The sequence below is a fragment of the Pseudomonas sp. ITEM 17296 genome (assembly GCF_028895205.1).
In the GTDB taxonomy this organism is placed as follows: Bacteria; Pseudomonadota; Gammaproteobacteria; order Pseudomonadales; family Pseudomonadaceae; genus Aquipseudomonas; species Aquipseudomonas kermanshahensis.
Window position 1 is genome coordinate 1 of record NZ_WJRS01000046.1, and the last position, 17,827, is coordinate 17,827.

The window sequence follows — 17,827 nt, forward strand, 5'->3', positions numbered from 1 at the left end:
CGGGCCTGGATTCGGCCGTGATGGTCTGACGTCAATATTTTGTTTTGCCGCTTTTGCCGCCCGGCGATTGCCGCTTTTCTTTCCCCAAGCGGAAGCACTTTGCCGCTTTTCTGGCATCCCGCCTGCCAGCATCCCCCTTGCAACCCCGTGTTTCCGGCCTTTAAGCCGGTTGGCACAGCCCTTGCTATACCTTGACCAACGACACTCCGGTCAACCTCCGAAGGTTTCCCCGACATGAGCATCAGTTTCGACAAGGCGCTTGGCATTCACGAAAAGGCCTTGGGCTTCCGCGCCCAGCGCGCCGAAGTGCTGGCCAATAACATCGCCAACGCCGACACGCCCAACTACAAGGCGCGTGACATGGACTTCTCTTCGGTGCTCGCCGCCGAGAGTGAAAAGCAGCAAAGCGGCCGCTTCGCCCTGGACCGGACCAACAGCCGGCACATCGAGGCCGACGGCCTGGCCCTCAGCGACGAGGCGCTCAAGTACCGCACGCCGTTGCAGCCGTCGATCGACCAGAACACCGTGGATGCCCAGATCGAGCAATCGAACTACACGGAAAACGCCATCGGTTTCCAGGCCAGCTTCACCTTGCTCAACAGTAAATTCAAAGGGCTGGTTTCGGCCCTGCGCGGAGAGTAACCATGTCCCTTTCCAGTGTTTTCAACATTGCCGGCAGCGGGATGAGCGCGCAGAACACCCGCCTCAACACCGTGGCCTCGAACATCGCCAACGCCGAGACCGTGTCGTCGAGCATCGACCAGACCTACCGTGCCCGCCACCCGGTGTTCGCCACCACCTTCCAGAGCGCACAGGGCGGCGCCAGCCAGTCGCTGTTCGAGGACCAGGGCGAAGCGGGGCAGGGCGTGCAGGTCAAAGGCATCGTCGAAGACCAGAGCAATCTGGAGGCGCGCTACGAGCCTAACCACCCAGCGGCGAACAAGGATGGCTACGTCTACTACCCGAACGTCAACGTGGTTGAAGAGATGGCTGACATGATCTCTGCCAGCCGTGCGTTCCAGACCAACGCCGAACTGATGAACACCGCTAAAAGCATGATGCAGAAAGTCTTGACCTTGGGTCAGTGATAGGAAGCCGACATGACCACGACCAATTCCACCAGTGAAGTCGGCAGCGCGTACCTGACCTCGCTGCAAAAGCAGACCAGCAAGACCGACAGCAGCACCGGCGCTGCCGGCAGTGCGCTGGGCAAGGATGCGTTCCTGCAGTTGCTGGTAACGCAGATGAAAAACCAGAACCCGCTCGACCCGCAGGAAAACGGCGAGTTCGTTGCGCAGCTGGCGCAGTTCAGCAGCCTTGAAAGCATGCAGACGCTGAACGACACGGTGAACTACATCGCCGGGTCGTTCCAGTCTTCGCAGGCGTTGCAGGCCTCGTCGCTGGTTGGGCGCAATGTGATCGTCCAGACCGACAAGGCCTTGGTCGACACCAGCAAAGAGCTGAAAGGGTCGGTCAACCTGACCTCGTCGAGTACCGCCACGTCTGTCGGCATTTATGACAAAGACGACAAGCTGGTGCGCACCCTGGACCTGGGCTCCAAGGCCGCCGGCAAGGCCGACTTCACCTGGGATGGCCTGGACGACGACGGCGAGGCGTTGGAGGCGGGTACCTACACCTTCAAGGCCACCGCCAGCATCGATGGCACGTCCACGGCCATGACCACCAACCTGCCGGCCACCGTCACCAGCGTGACCATGGGTACCAACGGCGCCGAAATGACGCTCAACCTCGCCGGGCTGGGCAGCGTCGCGCTGTCCAAAGTTCAAACCATTGGCATCTAGGGCCTAAGCTAACGACAGGAGTAGCACATGTCTTTCAATACCGGCCTTAGCGGCCTCAATGCAGCAAACAAGGCCCTGAACGTCACTGGCAACAACATTGCCAACGTCGCCACTACCGGCTTCAAAGCCTCGCGCGCCGAGTTCGCGGATCAGTACTCCAACTCCATCCGCGGCACCAGCGGCGGCAAGACGGTCGTCGGCACTGGTGTGAGAACCGCTTCGGTGTCGCAGATGTTCACGCCGGGTAACATCAACGGTACCGGCCAAGCCCTGGACATGGCGATCGACGGCAACGGCTTCTTCGCCTTGAATGACAATGGCTCGAAGATCTACACCCGTGCCGGCATGTTCTACAGCGACAAGGAAGGCAATGTCATCAGCTCGTCGGGCGCCAAGCTGCAAGGTTATGGGGTTGATGGCAATGGCAATGTCGTCCCGGGCGCGCTGACCGACCTGAAGATCGACACGTCCAACCTGACGCCCAACCCTACCGGGCGCATCACTGAGACGCTCAACCTCAAGTCTAGCGATACCGCCCCGGCCGAGTCGCCGTTCGACCCGGGTAACGTCAAGACCTACAACTACACCTTCAACACCGATGTGTATGACAGCCAGGGCAACCTGCACCAGATGAACCAGTACTTCATGAAGGATGCGGGTACTAACTCCTGGACCATGTACACCACCATCGACGGCCGCAACCCAGCCGACCCGACGTCGACCACCCCGCTGGCAAACACACTGCCATTCAAGAGTGACGGCACCTTGGACACGGCGCTCATGAACGAGGGTGCAGTGGCAGGTGGGCTCACCATCAACGCCGACAAGACCTTCAACCTGGACGGCTGGGTGCCGGCGCAGAAGACAGTTGCAGGTGTGTGGGCCGCCAACGGCGCCAACGCGCATGCCTCTGGGGTCAAGCTGGACATGATCGCCACCACGCAATACAACGCCGCGTCCGCCACGACCGCCAAGAGCGGTGATGGCTTTGCGACGGGTGAGTTGTCTGGCCTGAGCATCGATGCCAGCGGCAACATGTTCGCCAACTTCACCAACGGTGAGAACAAGGTCATCGGCCAGGTCGCGCTGGTCAACTTCGCCAACCTCCAAGGCCTGACGCCGGTGGGCGGCACTGCCTGGAAAGAGTCATACACATCGGGCGTGCCTGTTGTCGGCCAACCGGATACCGGGACGCTGGGGCAGATCACCGGCGGCGCGCTGGAAGACTCGAACGTCGACCTGACCGGCGAGCTGGTCAACCTGATCAAGGCGCAGAGCAACTACCAGGCAAACGCCAAGACCATTTCCACTGAAAGCACCATCATGCAGACCATCATTCAGATGAGCTGATGGTGGTTAGTGTGGTGTGTTGTTTTCTGTAATTGGGGCTGCTTTGCAGCCCCAGATTTTTCAAAGGTTACCCCCATGAAAAGGCTGCTGCTACTAGCGCTTCTCCCCATCCTCGCCATGGCCCCCTTGCTCGCCGCCGCCCCCGCCCCCTTCTACCAATGGCAAAGCCTGACCACCGGCCGTTTCATGTGCTCGGCCACCAACCCAGGCGAAGGCTGGATGCGCTTTTCCGGCCCCTACAACAACGCCGGTTGCCGCGCGTACTGAACGCTGCCTTGCCGCTCGCGGCAAACATCCGCCGACAAACTGACGGTTTTTGCCTCTCGGCGCGCTGTAACCCCTGAATTCATTGGTTTGCGGACCTGGTTCGATTATTGCTTATCCCTGCTCAGTGACAGCGCGGCAGGTACGCGCATAGGAGATGCTGTGGACAAGATGCTTTACGTGGCCATGACCGGCGCCAGCCAGAACGCGCTGGCGCAGAAGGCCCATGCCAACAACCTGGCGAACATTTCCACCAACGGCTTCCAGCGCGACCTGGAGCAGGCGCGCTCGATGCCGGTGTTTGGCGACAGCTTTCCGGCGCGCGCCTTTGCCATGACCGAGCGCCCGGCCACCGACTTCAGCGAAGGCCCGATGGTCGAGACCGGCCGCGAGCTGGACGTGACTGTGACCGGCAAAGGTTTCATCGCTGTACAGGCACCGGATGGCAGCGAAGCCTACGTGCGCACCGGCAGCCTGAACATCGACGCCCTGGGCGTGCTGCGTGCCGGCAACGGCATGCCGGTGATCGGCAACGGCGGCCCGATTGCCATTCCACCCGAGCAAAAAGTGGAAGTGGGTGAAGACGGCACCATCAGCATCCGCGCCATGGGCGAAGACCCGCGCATGATGGCCGAAGTCGACCGCATCAAGCTGGTCAACCCCGACATCAAAAGCCTGACCAAGGGCCTGGACGGCATGATCCACACCACCAATGGCCAACCGGCGGATGCCGACGTCAACGTGCGCGTGGTGTCGGGCTTCCTGGAAGGCAGCAACGTCAACGCCGTCGAGGAAATGACCTCGGTGCTGGCGTTGTCCCGTCAGTTCGAACTGCACGTCAAGATGATGAACACGGCCAAGGAAGGCGACGAAGCCATGGCTCGGGTTTTGCAAATCGGCTAATCACATTTGAACGGGTGCCGTAAAACAGGCGCACGAGGAGAACAGCATGCTTCCGGCTCTTTGGGTCGCTAAAACCGGCCTGTCCGCCCAGGACACCAACCTGACGGTCATTTCCAACAACCTGGCCAACGTCTCGACCACCGGCTTCAAACGTGATCGCGCCGAATTCCAGGACCTGCTCTACCAGATCAAGCGTCAACCCGGCGCCCAGTCGACCCAAGACAGCGAGCTGCCTTCGGGCCTGCAGGTGGGTACCGGTGTGCGCATTGTCGGCACCCAGAAAAACTTCACCGCCGGCAGCCTGCAGACCACCGAAAACCCGCTGGACATGGCGGTCAACGGGCGTGGCTTCTTCCAGATTCTGCAGCCGGATGGCACCGTTTCCTACACCCGTGACGGCACCTTCCACCTGAATTCCGATGGCCAGATCGTCAATGCCGATGGGTTGGCGTTGGAACCTGCGATCGTCGTGCCGAATGACGCACAGACGTTCACCGTTGGCCAGGACGGTACCGTGTCGATCACCACTGCCGGTAACCCGGCTGCTCAGGTCATTGGCAATCTCCAGACTGCCGACTTCATCAACCCTGCCGGCCTTCAGGCAATCGGCAACAACCTGTTCCTGGAAACCGCCGCCAGCGGCGCGCCGCAAGTCGGCACCCCAGGCCTGAACGGCTTCGGCACCACCCTGCAGCAGACCTTGGAAAACTCCAACGTCAGCACCGTGGAAGAGCTGGTGAACATGATCACCACCCAGCGTGCCTACGAGATGAACTCGAAAGTCATCTCTACCGCCGACCAGATGCTGTCGTTCGTCACCCAGCAGCTGTAAGCCCCTGATCCCGGCCCCGTAGCCCAGATACACCGTGAGGTAAGCGTCATGAATCGTCTGTTGTCCGTCTTCGCCCTGGGGGGAGCGGTGTTGTTGGCAGGTTGCGTCGGGCCGACGCCCAAGCCCAACGACCCGTACTATGCGCCGGTGTTGCCGCGCACCCCGTTGCCGGCGGCGGCCAACAACGGTTCGATCTACCAGGCCGGTTTCGAACAGAACCTGTACAGCGACCGCAAGGCCTTCCGGGTCGGTGACATCATCACCATCACCCTTAACGAGAAGACCTCGGCCAGCAAGAACGCAGGTTCGCAGATCCAGAAGAACAGCAAGGCCGACATCGGCCTGACCTCGCTGTTCGGCAGCACGCCCAACACCAACAACCCGTTCGGCGGCGGTGACCTGTCGCTGGAGGCCGGTTACAACGGCGAGCGCGCCACCAAGGGCGACAGCAAGGCCACCCAGGGCAACACCCTGACCGGCTCGATCACCGTGACCGTGGCCGAAGTGCTGCCCAACGGCATCATCGCCGTGCGCGGCGAGAAGTGGCTGACCCTGAACACCGGTGAAGAGCTGGTGCGCATTGCCGGCATGATCCGCGCCGATGACATCGCCACCGACAACACCGTGCCGTCCACCCGCGTGGCCGATGCGCGCATCACCTATTCGGGCACCGGCTCGTTTGCCGATGCCAGCCAGCCCGGGTGGCTGGACCGCTTCTTCATCAGCCCGCTTTGGCCTTTCTGAGTACGGATGACCATGTTCAACGTGAGGCAGCTGATTGCCGCAACCCTGCTACTGTCCTGCGCCTTCGCGGCCCAGGCCGAGCGCTTGAAGGACATCGCCAGCATCTCTGGCGTGCGTTCCAACCAGCTGATCGGCTATGGCCTGGTGGTGGGGCTCAACGGCACGGGTGACCAGACCACCCAGACGCCTTTCACCCTGCAGACCTTCAACAACATGCTGTCGCAGTTCGGCATCAAGGTGCCGGCCGGTTCCGGCAACGTGCAGTTGAAGAACGTCGCGGCGGTGTCGGTGCATGCCGACCTGCCGGCGTTCGCCAAGCCGGGCCAGGTGGTGGACATCACCGTTTCGTCGATCGGTAACTCCAAGAGCCTGCGCGGCGGCAGCTTGCTGATGACCCCGCTCAAGGGTATCGATGGCAACGTCTACGCCATCGCCCAGGGCAACCTGGTGGTGGGCGGCTTCGATGCCGAAGGCCGTGACGGCTCGAAGATCACCGTCAACGTTCCGTCGGCAGGGCGAATTCCTGGCGGCGCCAGCGTCGAGCGGTCGGTGCCGAGCGGGTTCAACCAGGGCAACAGCCTGACCCTGAACCTTAACCGCCCGGACTTCACCACGGCCAAGCGTATCGTCGACAAGGTCAACGAACTGCTCGGCCCAGGTGTTGCCCAGGCTGTGGATGGCGGGTCGGTGCGCGTCAGTGCGCCGATGGACCCGAGCCAGCGCGTGGACTACCTGTCGATTCTGGAAAACCTCGATATCGACCCAGGCCAGGCCGTGGCGAAAGTCATCATCAACTCGCGAACCGGCACCATCGTCATCGGCCAGAACGTCAAGGTGTCGCCGGCGGCGGTCACCCACGGCAGCCTGACCGTGACCATCACCGAAGACCCGATCGTCAGCCAGCCGGGCGCGTTCTCCAACGGCCAGACCGCCGTGGTGCCGCGTTCGCGGGTCAACGCCGAGCAGGAAGCCAAGCCGATGTTCAAGTTCGGCCCGGGCACCACGCTGGATGAAATTGTCCGTGCGGTGAACCAGGTCGGCGCGGCACCCGGCGACCTGATGGCGATCCTTGAAGCCCTGAAACAGGCCGGCGCCTTGCAGGCCGACCTGATCGTGATCTGAGGACGCCGCGCATGAACAGCAAAAGCTTGGTGTCTGGCAGTGCCGACAGCGGCGCCTACACCGACCTCAACCGCCTGAGTTCGCTCAAGCACGGCGACCGCGACAGCGAAGCCAACGTGCGCAAGGTGGCCCAGGAATTCGAGTCGCTGTTCATCAGCGAAATGCTCAAGGCCTCGCGCAAGGCCAGCGATGTGCTGGCCGACGACAACCCGATGAACACCGAAACGGTCAAGCAGTACCGCGACATGTATGACCAGCAGCTGGCCGTGAGCATGTCCCGCGAGGGGGGCGGTATTGGCCTGCAGGACGTACTGGTGCGCCAGTTGACCAAGAGCAAAAGCACGGCCGGCGCCACCAGCCCGTTTCCGCGCAGCGAGGGCAGTGGCCCGGCGCTGTGGGGCAACAAGGTGGCTGAGCCTGCGCATGCCGCCGAGAGCGGCGCAGCGCGCAATGACGTCGCAGCCCTCAATGCGCGGCGCCTGGCCTTGCCGAGCAAGCTCACCGACCGCCTGCTGGCAGGCATCGTGCCGTCGGCTGCAACCACCAACACCGCCAGCGTGCCGGCCCGTGACGGCCAGCAAGTGGCCAAGGCCTTTGCCGTGCCGGAAAACGGCCTGCGCATTGTCGGGCGTGCCGTCGCCCAGCCGCCGCTGGCGCCGAACAAGGCCTTCGCCGACAGCGACGCCTTTGTCGCCACCATGCTGCCGATGGCTGAGCAGGCCGCCAAGCGCATCGGTATCGACCCGCGTTACCTGGTCGCACAGGCGGCCCTGGAAACGGGCTGGGGCAAGTCGGTCATGCGCAACACCGATGGCAGCAGCAGCCACAACTTGTTCGGCATCAAGGCCAGTGGCAACTGGCAGGGCGAGCAGGCGAGGGCGATCACCAGCGAGTTCCGCGATGGCCAGTTCGTCAAGGAAACCGCAGCGTTCCGCTCGTACGATTCCTACCAGGACAGCTTCCATGACCTGGTGAACCTGTTACAGGGCAATTCCCGCTATCAAGGTGCGCTGGACGCGGCCGATAACCCTGAGCAGTTTGCAAGAGAGCTGCAAAAAGCAGGTTATGCGACCGACCCGGGCTATGCGAAGAAGATCATCAGCATCGCCCAGCAAATGCAAGCAACCCCGCAATACGCCATGGCTGGCAGAACTACGAATCTATAAGGACTAAAACATGTCGAGTCTGATTTCGATCGGTCTGAGTGGCCTGGGTGCCAGCCAGGCGGCACTGTCGGTTACCAGTAACAACATTGCCAACGCCGCCACCAGTGGCTATTCGCGCCAGCAAGCGGTTCAGGTTGCGGGCCCTTCGCACAATATGGGCGCGGGCTTTTTGGGTACGGGCACCACGCTTTCGGATGTGCGCCGGATCTACAGCGCCTACCTGGACAATCAGTTGCAGACCGCGACCTCGCTGCAGGCCGACTCGCTGGCGTTCCAGGACCAGATCACCAGCGTCGACAAATTGCTGGCCGACCGTGATACCGGCATCAGCTCGGTGCTGACCGCGTTCTTCTCGGCGTTGCAGACCGCTTCGGCCACGCCGGGTGATGTCGCTTCGCGGCAGTTGCTGCTGACCCAGGCGCAAACCCTGAGCAACCGCTTCAATGCGGTGGGCACTCAGCTGACCCAGCAGAACGAAACGATCAACTCTCAGCTCGGCACGCTCGCAGGCCAGGTGAACAAGCTCACCAGCAACATCGCCGAGTACAACAAGCAGATCGTCGCGGCCACCGCCACCGGCAATACCCCTAACAGCCTGCTGGATGCGCGCAGCGAAGCCGTGCGCCAGCTCAACGAGCTGGTCGGGGTCACGGTGCAGGAGCGCGACGGCAACTACGACGTCTACCTGGGCAGTGGCCAGTCACTGGTCACCGGGGTCAAGGCCAACACCTTGTCGGTACAGCCGGGTGTGGCTGACAAAAGCCAAGCCAGCCTGCGCATCAACTACGAGTCGTTCAGCTCCGACGTGACCTCGGTGGTGACCGGTGGCACGATCGGCGGCCTGCTGCGCTACCGCCAGGACGTGCTGATGCCGTCGATGAACGAGCTCGGCCGCGTGGCCCTGGTGGTTGCTGACAGCATCAACAGCCAGCTGGGCCAAGGCCTGGATGCTAACGCCCAATTCGGCAGCGCGCTGTTCTCCAGCATCAACAGCGCCAGTGCATTGGCCCAGCGCAGCCTGGCTTCGTCGAGCAACAGTGCCGGGTCCGGCAACCTCGATGTGACCATTGCCGACAGCGGCGCGCTGACCACATACGATTACGAAGTGAAGTTCACCAGCGCCAACCAGTACAGCGTGCGCCGCTCCGATGGCACCGACATGGGCAGCTTCGACCTGAGCGCCGACCCGGCCCCGGTGATCGACGGCTTCAGCCTGGCGCTCAAGGGCGGTGGCCTGGCCGCGGGGGACAGCTTCAAGGTGATCCCGACCCGTTCCGCGGCGGGCAACATCTCGACCATCATGACCGATGCCAACAAACTGGCTTTTGCCGGGCCGATCAGCGCCACGGCGGGCAGCGGCAACGGTGGCACCGGCACCATCACCCAGCCAGTGCTGGGCGATTCGCTGGATATCTACGGCGGTGCCGATACAGCGCTGGTGCAGCAGGCGATTCGCGACTCGATGCCGGTGCGCGTGGTGTTCGACGCCGCCAACGGCGGTTCCCAGGGCTACAAGCTGTTCGATGCCAAGGGCACGCAGATCGGCACCGGCAGCGTGGTGCCTGGGCAGGACAACAAATTGTCCGTCGCCGTGCCAATGCTCGATGCCGCTGGCCAGCCGATCCTTGATGGCGACGGCAAGCCGCGCAGTTTCAATGTCGAGACCACCATCGGCGGCAGCCCGTCTGCCAACGACAGCTTTACCCTGTCGTTCAATGCCGACGGCAAGGCCGACAACCGCAACGCTACCTCGCTGCTGGAGCTGCAGACCAAGTCGACCGTGGCCACCGGCTCTGGCGGTGGCACCAGCTTCACCTCGGCCTATGCCTCGCTGGTCGAGCGCGTGGGGGCCAAGGCCAGCCAGGCCGCCATCGACACCACCGCAACCCAGGCCGTGTTCAAGTCCGCCGCCGAAAGCCGCAGTGCGGTGTCGGGGGTCAACCTCGATGACGAGGCGGCCAGCCTGGTGAAGTTCCAGCATTACTACACCGCGTCGTCGCAGATCATCAAGGCGGCGCAAGAAACCTTTTCGACCTTGATCAACGCCCTTTAAGGAGTAGCTGGCCGTGCGTATTTCTACTGCTCAGTTTTATGAGACCAGCGCCAACACCTACTCGAAGAACTTCTCGGACACGGCCAAGACCACCGAGCAGATCACTTCCAAGTCGCGTATCCAGACGGCGGGCGATGACCCGGTCGGTGCCGCGCGCCTGCTGTTGCTGCAGCAGCAGAGCGCGCTGCTGGACCAGTACAACGGCAACATGACCACGGTCAAGAATGCCCTGCTGCAGGAAGAGAGCGTGCTCTCGACCATCAACGATGCCCTGCAGCGTGCCAGCGAGCTGGCGCTGGAGGCGGGTAACGGTGGCAAGAGCGATGCCGACCGCGCATCGATCGCCAGCGAGATCAAAGAGATCGAGGCGAACGTCTTCGGCCTGCTCAATTCCCGCGACGCCAATGGCGACTACATGTTCGGCGGCTCCAAGTCGTCAACGCCGCCCTACGTGCGCAATAGCGACGGTACCTACAGCTACCAGGGTGACCAGACCCAGCTCAGCCTGCAGGTCTCCGATACCTTGAGCCTGGCGACCAATGACAGCGGTTTCAGCATCTTCGACCAGGCGACCAACAACAGCCGTACGCAGTCGAGCCTGCAGGCGCCGACCCCGGATGATGGCAAGGTGCTGTTGTCCGGTGGCCTGATGACCTCGGCCAACACCTACAACAACCAGTTTGCCGGCGGCCAGCCGTACACCATCACCTTCACCAGTGCCACCGAGTACAGCGTCAAGGATGCCACCGGCAAGGACATCACCAGCGAAACCGCGAGCAACGGCAAGTTCGACGTCAACACCGAAGGCGGCAAGATGATTTCGCTGCGCGGTGTCGATTTCGAGATCAACCTGAACCTGCAGGAAGGTGACGATGCCGACGCGGCGGTGGCGGGCCATGTGTTCACCCTCGAAGCCAAGCCCGACACCCTGAATGCCACGCGCAGTGCGGGTAACCCATCGACCGCGCAGGTTACCGGCAGCAGCATCACCGATGCCGATGCTTATCGCAGCACGTTCCCCAGCAATGGCGCGGTGATCAAGTTCACCAGTGCGACCGAGTATTCGCTGTATGCGCAGCCGTACAGTGCCGACAGCAAGCCGGTGGCCTCGGGCACGGTCGGGGCGGGTAACGCGGTCACGGTGGCGGGTGTGACCTTCCAGCTCGACAGTGCGCCTGGCGAAGGTGACCAGTTCGCGGTGACGGCCAACACGCACCGCACGCAGAACGTTCTCGACAGCCTCGGTCAACTGCGCACGGCGCTGGGCAAGCCGGTCGACAGCCCAGAGGCGCAGGCAGCGCTCAAGACGGCGACCGACTCGGCGATCTCCAACCTGGCCAGTGCCCGTGAGCGTATCGACATTACCCGCGGTTCGATTGGTGCGCGCGGTAACTCGCTGGAGATCCAGGAGCAGGAGAACATCAGCCTGGGCCTGGCCAACAAGACCACCCAGAGCGCCATTGGCGATACCGACATGGCGTCGGCGACCATCCAGCTGACCCTGCAACAGGCGATGCTCGAGGCCTCGCAGCTGGCGTTTGCGCGGATTTCGCAGTTGAGCCTGTTCAACAAGCTTTGATCTTGCTGTGAGATTTTGGGGGCGCTTTGCGCCCCCAAATCCCTCAATCCCCCCGCAAAACCCTCCAGTCTCCACACCCCCCGCCAGGCTTTCGTAGCATTTCAATGTGACCAATGAGTCAAAACGGTCATCTTCCCTGTATTCTATGCAGCAGCTGTTGCAGCATTTTGTTACCGGTTTGCATTCGAGCGAGGCTGCCAGGCCTTGCTTGCCCCCTGTGGGGTGACGCTCCGGTATTTGGCGCCCTCAATTCATCGAGTGGTGGTCTTTGGCTGTTTTCATTGGGAAGCCAGAATGATTGGCATCAAAAGCATCGCGAGTTACGTGCCCACCGCTGGCCTGGACAACTACGTCCAGGGTGCGAAGTTCGGCAAGGACGAAGAGTTCATGTTCGGCAAGATCGGCGCGTCCTTCCTGCCGCGCAAGGCCGAAGACCAAGAAACCTCGGACCTGTGCGTCGAAGCGGCCAAGGCCCTGTTCGCCGCCAACCCTGACCTTGATCCGCAATCGATCGATGCGTTGATCGTGGTCACCCAGAACGGTGACGAAGAAGGCCTGCCGCACACGGCCGCCATCGTCCAGAGCAAGCTCGGCCTGTCGACCCGCGTGGCGGCGTTCGACGTGTCGCTGGGCTGCTCGGGTTATGTGTATGGCCTGTATGCGATCAAGGGCTTCATGGAAGCGGCAGGGCTGAAGAATGGCCTGCTGATCACTGCCGACCCGTACTCGAAAATCGTCGACCCGGAAGACCGCAACACCACCATGCTGTTCGGCGATGCCGCCACGGCCACCTGGATGGGCGAAAATGCAGTGTGGAACCTGGGCCAGGCGCGTTTTGGCACTGACGGTTCCGGCGCGGAGCACCTCAAGGTCAACGACGGCAAGTTCTTCATGAACGGCCGCCAGGTGTTCAACTTTGCCCTGATCAAAGTACCGGCGCACCTGCATGAGCTGCTCGACGCCAGCGGGCTGACCTCGAAGGATATCGACGCCTTCTGCATCCACCAGGGCAGTGCGGCGATTGTCGATGCCGTGGCGCGCCGCTTCGAGGAAGAAAACCCGGAGAAGTTCGTCAAGGACATGCTCGAGACCGGCAATACCGTGTCGTCCAGCGTGCCGCTGCTGCTGCAGAAGCACATGCTCGACGGTAACTGGAAGCGTGTGGCGATCAGCGGGTTCGGTGTGGGCCTGTCGTGGGGCTCGGCGATTCTCTATCGCGACTGACCTTCAGTAGCCTCAAAAAAGCGCCCGGCGGCCACCGCCCGGCGCTTTTTTTGTGCCTACTACACAGGCCTCAGCTGCCACAACTCTCCCCTTGTGGGAGCGGGCTTGCCCCGCGAACACCGGCAAAGCCGGTGCCATCCACCGCGTTGCCTGTTTCGCGGGGCAAGCCCGCTCCCACAACAATTTGACGCCAAAAAAAATTTCTTAACCCCCTGATTTCACTGGGCTGGCAGCGTGCCACCATTTTTTTTTTGAAAAACCCCTCAAGCAACCCGCGCACCCGACGATAACCATTACGAAGGTTCTCTAGGCCACACCCGGCGGTTGCCAGGGCCGGAAGCCGCTGTATCCATTCAATGAGGAATTCGTCATGGCTTTGACCGTTAACACTAACATCACCTCCTTGGGCGTTCAGAAGAACCTGAACCGTGCTTCCGACGCGCTGGGTACTTCGATGTCCCGCCTGTCTTCCGGCCTGAAAATCAACAGCGCCAAAGACGACGCCGCCGGCCTGCAGATCGGCAACCGTCTGACCAGCCAAATCAAAGGCCTGAGCGTTGCCGTGAAAAACGCCAACGACGGCATCTCCATCGCCCAGACCGCTGAAGGCGCGATGCAAGAATCGACCAGCATCCTGCAGCGTATGCGCGAACTGTCCCTGCAGTCCGCCAACGGCTCGAACAGCGATGACGACCGTACTTCCCTGCAACAAGAATTCACCGCGCTGTCGGGCGAACTGACCCGTATCGCCAACACCACCACCTTCGGTGGCCGTAAAGTCCTCGACGGTTCGTTCCAGAACGTCAGCTTCCAGATCGGTTCCAGCGCCAACGAAACCATCTCGTTCGGCATGACCGACATCAGCTCGACTGGCCTGAAAGGCTCGTTCAGCGAAGCTAAGACTGATGGCGTTGCTACTGACCTGTCGGCAGTTGTTACCGGTGCAGTCGCTACCAGCGCCTCGACCTTCCGCGCTGCCCCTGTAACCTTCGCAAACGTTGGTGCTGGTGAAACTGTTACGCTGACCCTGAACGGCACTGGTGTTGCTCTCGATGACACCGATACTGCAGCTACCACTGTCGCCAAGATCAACGCTGCCAACACCGCTTCCAAAACTGGCGTAACCGCAGCCCTCGATGGCAACGGCGACATCGTCATGAGCTCGTCGGCAACCTTCACTGCCACTGCAGCCACCACCGGTGGCGGTACTGCAGGCTTCGCAGCCACTGCGACCGTTGCAGCCGGCTTCGACAGCGACATTTCCTTCAATATCAATGGCACCGCAATCGGCGCAACCGCTGGCCAGGATATGTCTGATGTGCTCGCCGCCATCAATGCTGAAACTGCTACAACTGGCGTCGCGGCAACCCTGAGCTCCGAAGGCCGTCTGCAACTGAGCTCCGCTGATGGCAAAGCCATCAACCTGACCAACGGCACCGGTGCCGCTGGCCAAGGCGCGCTGGCCAAGGTTGGTCTGGCTGCCGGTACTACCGAAGCCAAACTGGTCGCTGATACCTCCATCTCCCTGAACGGCACTGAAGTCAAGTTCACCAAGGGCGATACCCTGGACGGCATCATCTCGGCGATCAACACCGCGAGCACCGGCGTCACCGCCAGCAAGAACGCCGACAACACCCTGAAGCTGTTCTCGAAAGAAAACATCACCGTTGCCGACGGCAGCCAAGGTACCGGTCTGGCCGCTCTGGGCCTGGCTACCACCAACAGCACCGTAGCCATCACCCAGGAAACCACCGTTTCCAACCTGAGCATCACCACTGCTGCCGATTCGCAGAAAGCCATCCAGGCTCTGGATGCCGCTATCGCTCAGATCGACAGCCAGCGCGCTCAGCTGGGTGCTGTGCAAAACCGCTTCGACAGCACCGTTGCCAACCTGAACAGCATCTCGGAAAACTCCACCGCTGCCCGCAGCCGTGTGCAGGACGCCGACTTCGCTTCGGAAACCGCCGAGCTGACCAAGCAGCAAACCCTGCAACAGGCTTCCACCGCGATCCTGTCCCAGGCTAACCAGCTGCCGTCGTCGGTACTGAAACTGCTGGGCTGATCCTGATCGCTAAGTAGTTTGACGAAGGGTACGGTGACGTACCCTTTCGTCTTTCCGAGAACAAGAGGTGCCAGAAATGGATATGAGCGTGAAACTGGGCCTGTCCTATCCCGCCTCCGCTGCTCCCGAAGCAACAGCGAGCAAGCGGCAAGAGAACGAGCTGGCGGCCAACGAGCCTGCCAAGCAAGAATCCCAGCCTGTAGCCCGAGAAACCCTGGAAACGGCCGTCAATGCCATCCAGGACTTCGTCAAGGCTTCAGAGCGACAACTCGATTTTTCGATCGATGACTCCACCGGCCAGGTGGTCGTCAAGGTCATCGCCCGCCAGAGCGGCGAAGTCATCCGTCAACTGCCCTCCGAAGTGGCACTGAAACTGGCGGAAAACCTGAAGGATGCCAACAGCCTGTTGTTTGATACCCAGGCCTGAGTTGGCACGGCTTTTGTTGTAAAGCCGCACGGACGCGTTTTCGTCGGATTTTCGACGGTCACCGATAAGGAGTGTGAAGATGGCGAGTTCTACTATTACCGGACTGGGTTCGGGTCTAAAGATCGACGAGCTTGTTGCGGCGTTGGCGGGTGCAGAAAAAGCACCCAAGCAAACCCAGATCAATAATCAGACCGCCACCGCCACCACTACCTTGTCGGCCATCGGTACGATCAAAAGTGCGCTGGAAACGTACCGCGCAGCGCTGGTCAAGCTTAATACTGCAGCGAGCTTCAATGGTTTGTCTGGGTCGTCGTCTGACGAAGCTATCGCCAAGATCAAATTGGGTGATGGCGCGTCGTCGGGCACGTACTCGCTTGAAGTGACCCAGCTGGCAACGGCATCCAAGATTTCGACTCAGGTTTACAAGAACACCTCGACCATCATCAACGATTCGGGCGAGTCGCAAACCCTGACCATTAGCCAGGGCAATGCCACGCACAACGTGTCCATCGCCGCGGGTGCAACGCTGCAGCAGGCGCGCGACTCGATCAACGATCAACTGCAATCCAAGGGCATCACGGCCAACATTGTCACTGACGCCAGTGGTTCGCGGCTGATCTTCTCGTCGACCAAAATGGGTGATGGCACCGAGCTGACCTTGGGTGGCACCGCCGACATGGCCACCGGTGTGACGACCATCGCAGAGCCGCAGAATGCCAAGTACAAGCTCGACGGCCTCGAGCTGGAATCGGCTTCCAACACCGTGACCGGTGCGGTCAGTGGCGTTGATATCACCCTGGTCAAGGAAGGCAAGTCGAGCCTTGTGGTGGCGAGCAATAACGACACCCTGAAAACCTCGGTGCAGTCCTTCGTGACCGCTTATAACGCGTTGATGACGACCATCAATGCGCAGACCAAGGTCACCACGGGCGCCGACGACAGCAGCGCCTCGGGGGCATCGCTGACAGGCGATGCGACCATGCGTTCGCTGGTCAGCTCGATCCGTAGCGAGCTCACCCGCAGTGTGGGTACCGGTGGCCTGCGTACGCTGTCGCAGCTAGGCATCAATACCGTACAGAAGACGGGGTTGCTTGAGCTCAACAACGACAAGTGGGATGCCGCAGTCAAAACGATGGGCGCTGACATCAGTGGCCTGTTCATCGGTAAGGAAGGCCTGCTCAGTCGCATGACCGCGGCCACTGAAGAATACGCCAAGACAGGGGGTATCCTCGCGTCGCGCCAGGCGAGCCTGACCACCCAGCTCAAGCAGTTGGAAGAGTCGCAGACCGCGCTTGATCGCCGTATCGAGTCGCTGACCGACACCTTGACCAAGAAGTACAACGCCATGGACACCTTGGTGGCCAAGCTCAAGGCGACCAGCGACAGCGTAATGACCACGCTAAACGCGCTGAACAAGTCCAACAGCGACTCCTAATAGCCTAAAGAAATCCAGCTCAGGGCCGATTACCTAGGTATACGGCCACTGTTCTGCCCCGTTCACTGAGGATCCCCCATGCACCCGATGAGAGCCCTTCGCCAGTACCAGAAGGTCAATTCCCACGCCCAGATCTCCGAAGCGACCCCGCACCGCCTGGTGCAGATGCTGATGGAAGGTTCGCTGGACCGTATGGCTCAGGCCAAGGGCGCGATCAGCCGCGGCGACGTGGCGCAGAAGGGTGTGATGCTGGGCAAGGCGATCGACATCATCGGTGGCCTGCGTGAAGGGCTGGACAAGGAAAAGACCGACAACCCAGACGAACTGGACCGTCTCGATAGCCTGTATGCCTACATGGCCACCCGTCTGATCCAGGCCAACCTGGACAGCGACCCCGCCATCATCGACGAAGTCGCCCAGCTGATGATCACCGTCAAAAGTGGTTGGGATGCCATCGCCACAGCCGAGCAGTGACACGCCAGGAGGCCACATGAACGCGTTGCAGCGAATCGAAGACACCCGTCAGGCCCTGAACGAGGCACTGCAAGCGCGCGACTGGGCCGCCATCGGCGAGCTAGACCTGGCCTGCAGGGCGCAGATGGACGAATTGCTGCAAGGGGCGGTGGAGGATGAGGCGGCGGTTCGGGTGAACCTCGAAGCGCTGATGGACGTTTATCGCCAACTAATCGACGTTGCAAGTGACGAACGTCAATCTTTGGTCCAGCAAATGACGAATATCAATCAAGCGAAACAGGCCACAAAGGTATACCATCTGTTCAGCTGACGCTGAGCAGAACGCAAAGCTCGGCGCCATAAATTTGACTGCTTCTAAGTTTTTGACTTTACTAGTGGCTGTTTTCGAAT

18 protein-coding genes are annotated in these 17,827 nt (G+C 61.3%); all 18 read left to right on the forward strand.

What is annotated here, in order from left to right; all coding sequences use genetic code 11:
- Window positions 1–234: 234 nt before the first annotated feature.
- Entirely contained in the window at window positions 235–642 is a 408-nt protein-coding gene (gene flgB, locus GIB19_RS27315) for a flagellar basal body rod protein FlgB (RefSeq protein WP_099428630.1), read from the forward strand.
- A gap of 2 nt (window positions 643–644) precedes the next feature.
- Window positions 645–1,088, forward strand: a complete 444-nt coding sequence (flgC, locus tag GIB19_RS27320) for a flagellar basal body rod protein FlgC (protein ID WP_099428631.1) — start codon at window positions 645–647, stop codon at window positions 1,086–1,088.
- Between the two features lie 12 nt (window positions 1,089–1,100).
- Window positions 1,101–1,802: a flagellar hook assembly protein FlgD gene (gene flgD / locus GIB19_RS27325; protein WP_099428632.1), complete on the forward strand. Its 702-nt coding sequence runs from the start codon at window positions 1,101–1,103 to the stop codon at window positions 1,800–1,802.
- A 27-nt stretch (window positions 1,803–1,829) separates the two neighbouring features.
- The gene (gene flgE, locus GIB19_RS27330) at window positions 1,830–3,152 is read left to right on the forward strand and encodes a flagellar hook protein FlgE (RefSeq protein ID WP_099428633.1); all 1,323 of its coding nucleotides are present in this window, start codon (window positions 1,830–1,832) and stop codon (window positions 3,150–3,152) included.
- A 75-nt stretch (window positions 3,153–3,227) separates the two neighbouring features.
- Window positions 3,228–3,419 (forward strand): hypothetical protein, encoded by a 192-nt coding sequence (locus tag GIB19_RS27335; RefSeq protein ID WP_274888745.1) that lies wholly within the window; start codon window positions 3,228–3,230, stop codon window positions 3,417–3,419.
- A 159-nt stretch (window positions 3,420–3,578) separates the two neighbouring features.
- Complete coding sequence (locus GIB19_RS27340; RefSeq protein ID WP_186679627.1) at window positions 3,579–4,319, forward strand: flagellar basal body rod protein FlgF; 741 nt, start codon at window positions 3,579–3,581, stop codon at window positions 4,317–4,319.
- A gap of 46 nt (window positions 4,320–4,365) precedes the next feature.
- Window positions 4,366–5,151, forward strand: a complete 786-nt coding sequence (gene flgG, locus GIB19_RS27345) for a flagellar basal-body rod protein FlgG (RefSeq protein ID WP_027593047.1) — start codon at window positions 4,366–4,368, stop codon at window positions 5,149–5,151.
- Window positions 5,152–5,199: 48 nt separating this feature from the next.
- Window positions 5,200–5,895: a flagellar basal body L-ring protein FlgH gene (flgH, locus tag GIB19_RS27350; protein WP_016488460.1), complete on the forward strand. Its 696-nt coding sequence runs from the start codon at window positions 5,200–5,202 to the stop codon at window positions 5,893–5,895.
- A gap of 12 nt (window positions 5,896–5,907) precedes the next feature.
- On the forward strand, window positions 5,908–7,017 hold the full coding sequence (locus tag GIB19_RS27355) for a flagellar basal body P-ring protein FlgI (protein ID WP_027593046.1): 1,110 nt from the start codon (window positions 5,908–5,910) through the stop codon (window positions 7,015–7,017).
- An 11-nt stretch (window positions 7,018–7,028) separates the two neighbouring features.
- Entirely contained in the window at window positions 7,029–8,183 is a 1,155-nt protein-coding gene (gene flgJ / locus GIB19_RS27360) for a flagellar assembly peptidoglycan hydrolase FlgJ (RefSeq protein WP_099428634.1), read from the forward strand.
- Window positions 8,184–8,193: 10 nt separating this feature from the next.
- Window positions 8,194–10,236, forward strand: a complete 2,043-nt coding sequence (gene flgK, locus GIB19_RS27365) for a flagellar hook-associated protein FlgK (RefSeq protein WP_274888748.1) — start codon at window positions 8,194–8,196, stop codon at window positions 10,234–10,236.
- A 13-nt stretch (window positions 10,237–10,249) separates the two neighbouring features.
- Window positions 10,250–11,815, forward strand: a complete 1,566-nt coding sequence (locus tag GIB19_RS27370) for a flagellar hook-associated protein 3 (protein ID WP_099428636.1) — start codon at window positions 10,250–10,252, stop codon at window positions 11,813–11,815.
- A 294-nt stretch (window positions 11,816–12,109) separates the two neighbouring features.
- Window positions 12,110–13,039, forward strand: a complete 930-nt coding sequence (locus GIB19_RS27375; RefSeq protein ID WP_265970322.1) for a ketoacyl-ACP synthase III — start codon at window positions 12,110–12,112, stop codon at window positions 13,037–13,039.
- A 370-nt stretch (window positions 13,040–13,409) separates the two neighbouring features.
- Entirely contained in the window at window positions 13,410–15,101 is a 1,692-nt protein-coding gene (locus GIB19_RS27380) for a flagellin N-terminal helical domain-containing protein (RefSeq protein WP_274888749.1), read from the forward strand.
- Window positions 15,102–15,177: 76 nt separating this feature from the next.
- A complete protein-coding gene (locus GIB19_RS27385; protein WP_238215392.1) occupies window positions 15,178–15,528 on the forward strand; it encodes a flagellar protein FlaG in 351 nt (116 codons plus the stop codon).
- 79 nt (window positions 15,529–15,607) lie between these two features.
- Window positions 15,608–16,963, forward strand: a complete 1,356-nt coding sequence (gene fliD, locus GIB19_RS27390; RefSeq protein WP_274888751.1) for a flagellar filament capping protein FliD — start codon at window positions 15,608–15,610, stop codon at window positions 16,961–16,963.
- 78 nt (window positions 16,964–17,041) lie between these two features.
- Window positions 17,042–17,437 carry a flagellar export chaperone FliS gene (gene fliS / locus GIB19_RS27395; RefSeq protein WP_027593038.1) on the forward strand — a complete coding sequence of 132 codons (396 nt, stop codon included), beginning with the start codon at window positions 17,042–17,044 and terminating at the stop codon, window positions 17,435–17,437.
- Between the two features lie 16 nt (window positions 17,438–17,453).
- A complete protein-coding gene (locus tag GIB19_RS27400; protein ID WP_099428639.1) occupies window positions 17,454–17,747 on the forward strand; it encodes a flagellar protein FliT in 294 nt (97 codons plus the stop codon).
- The last annotated feature ends 80 nt before the right edge of the window (window positions 17,748–17,827 follow it).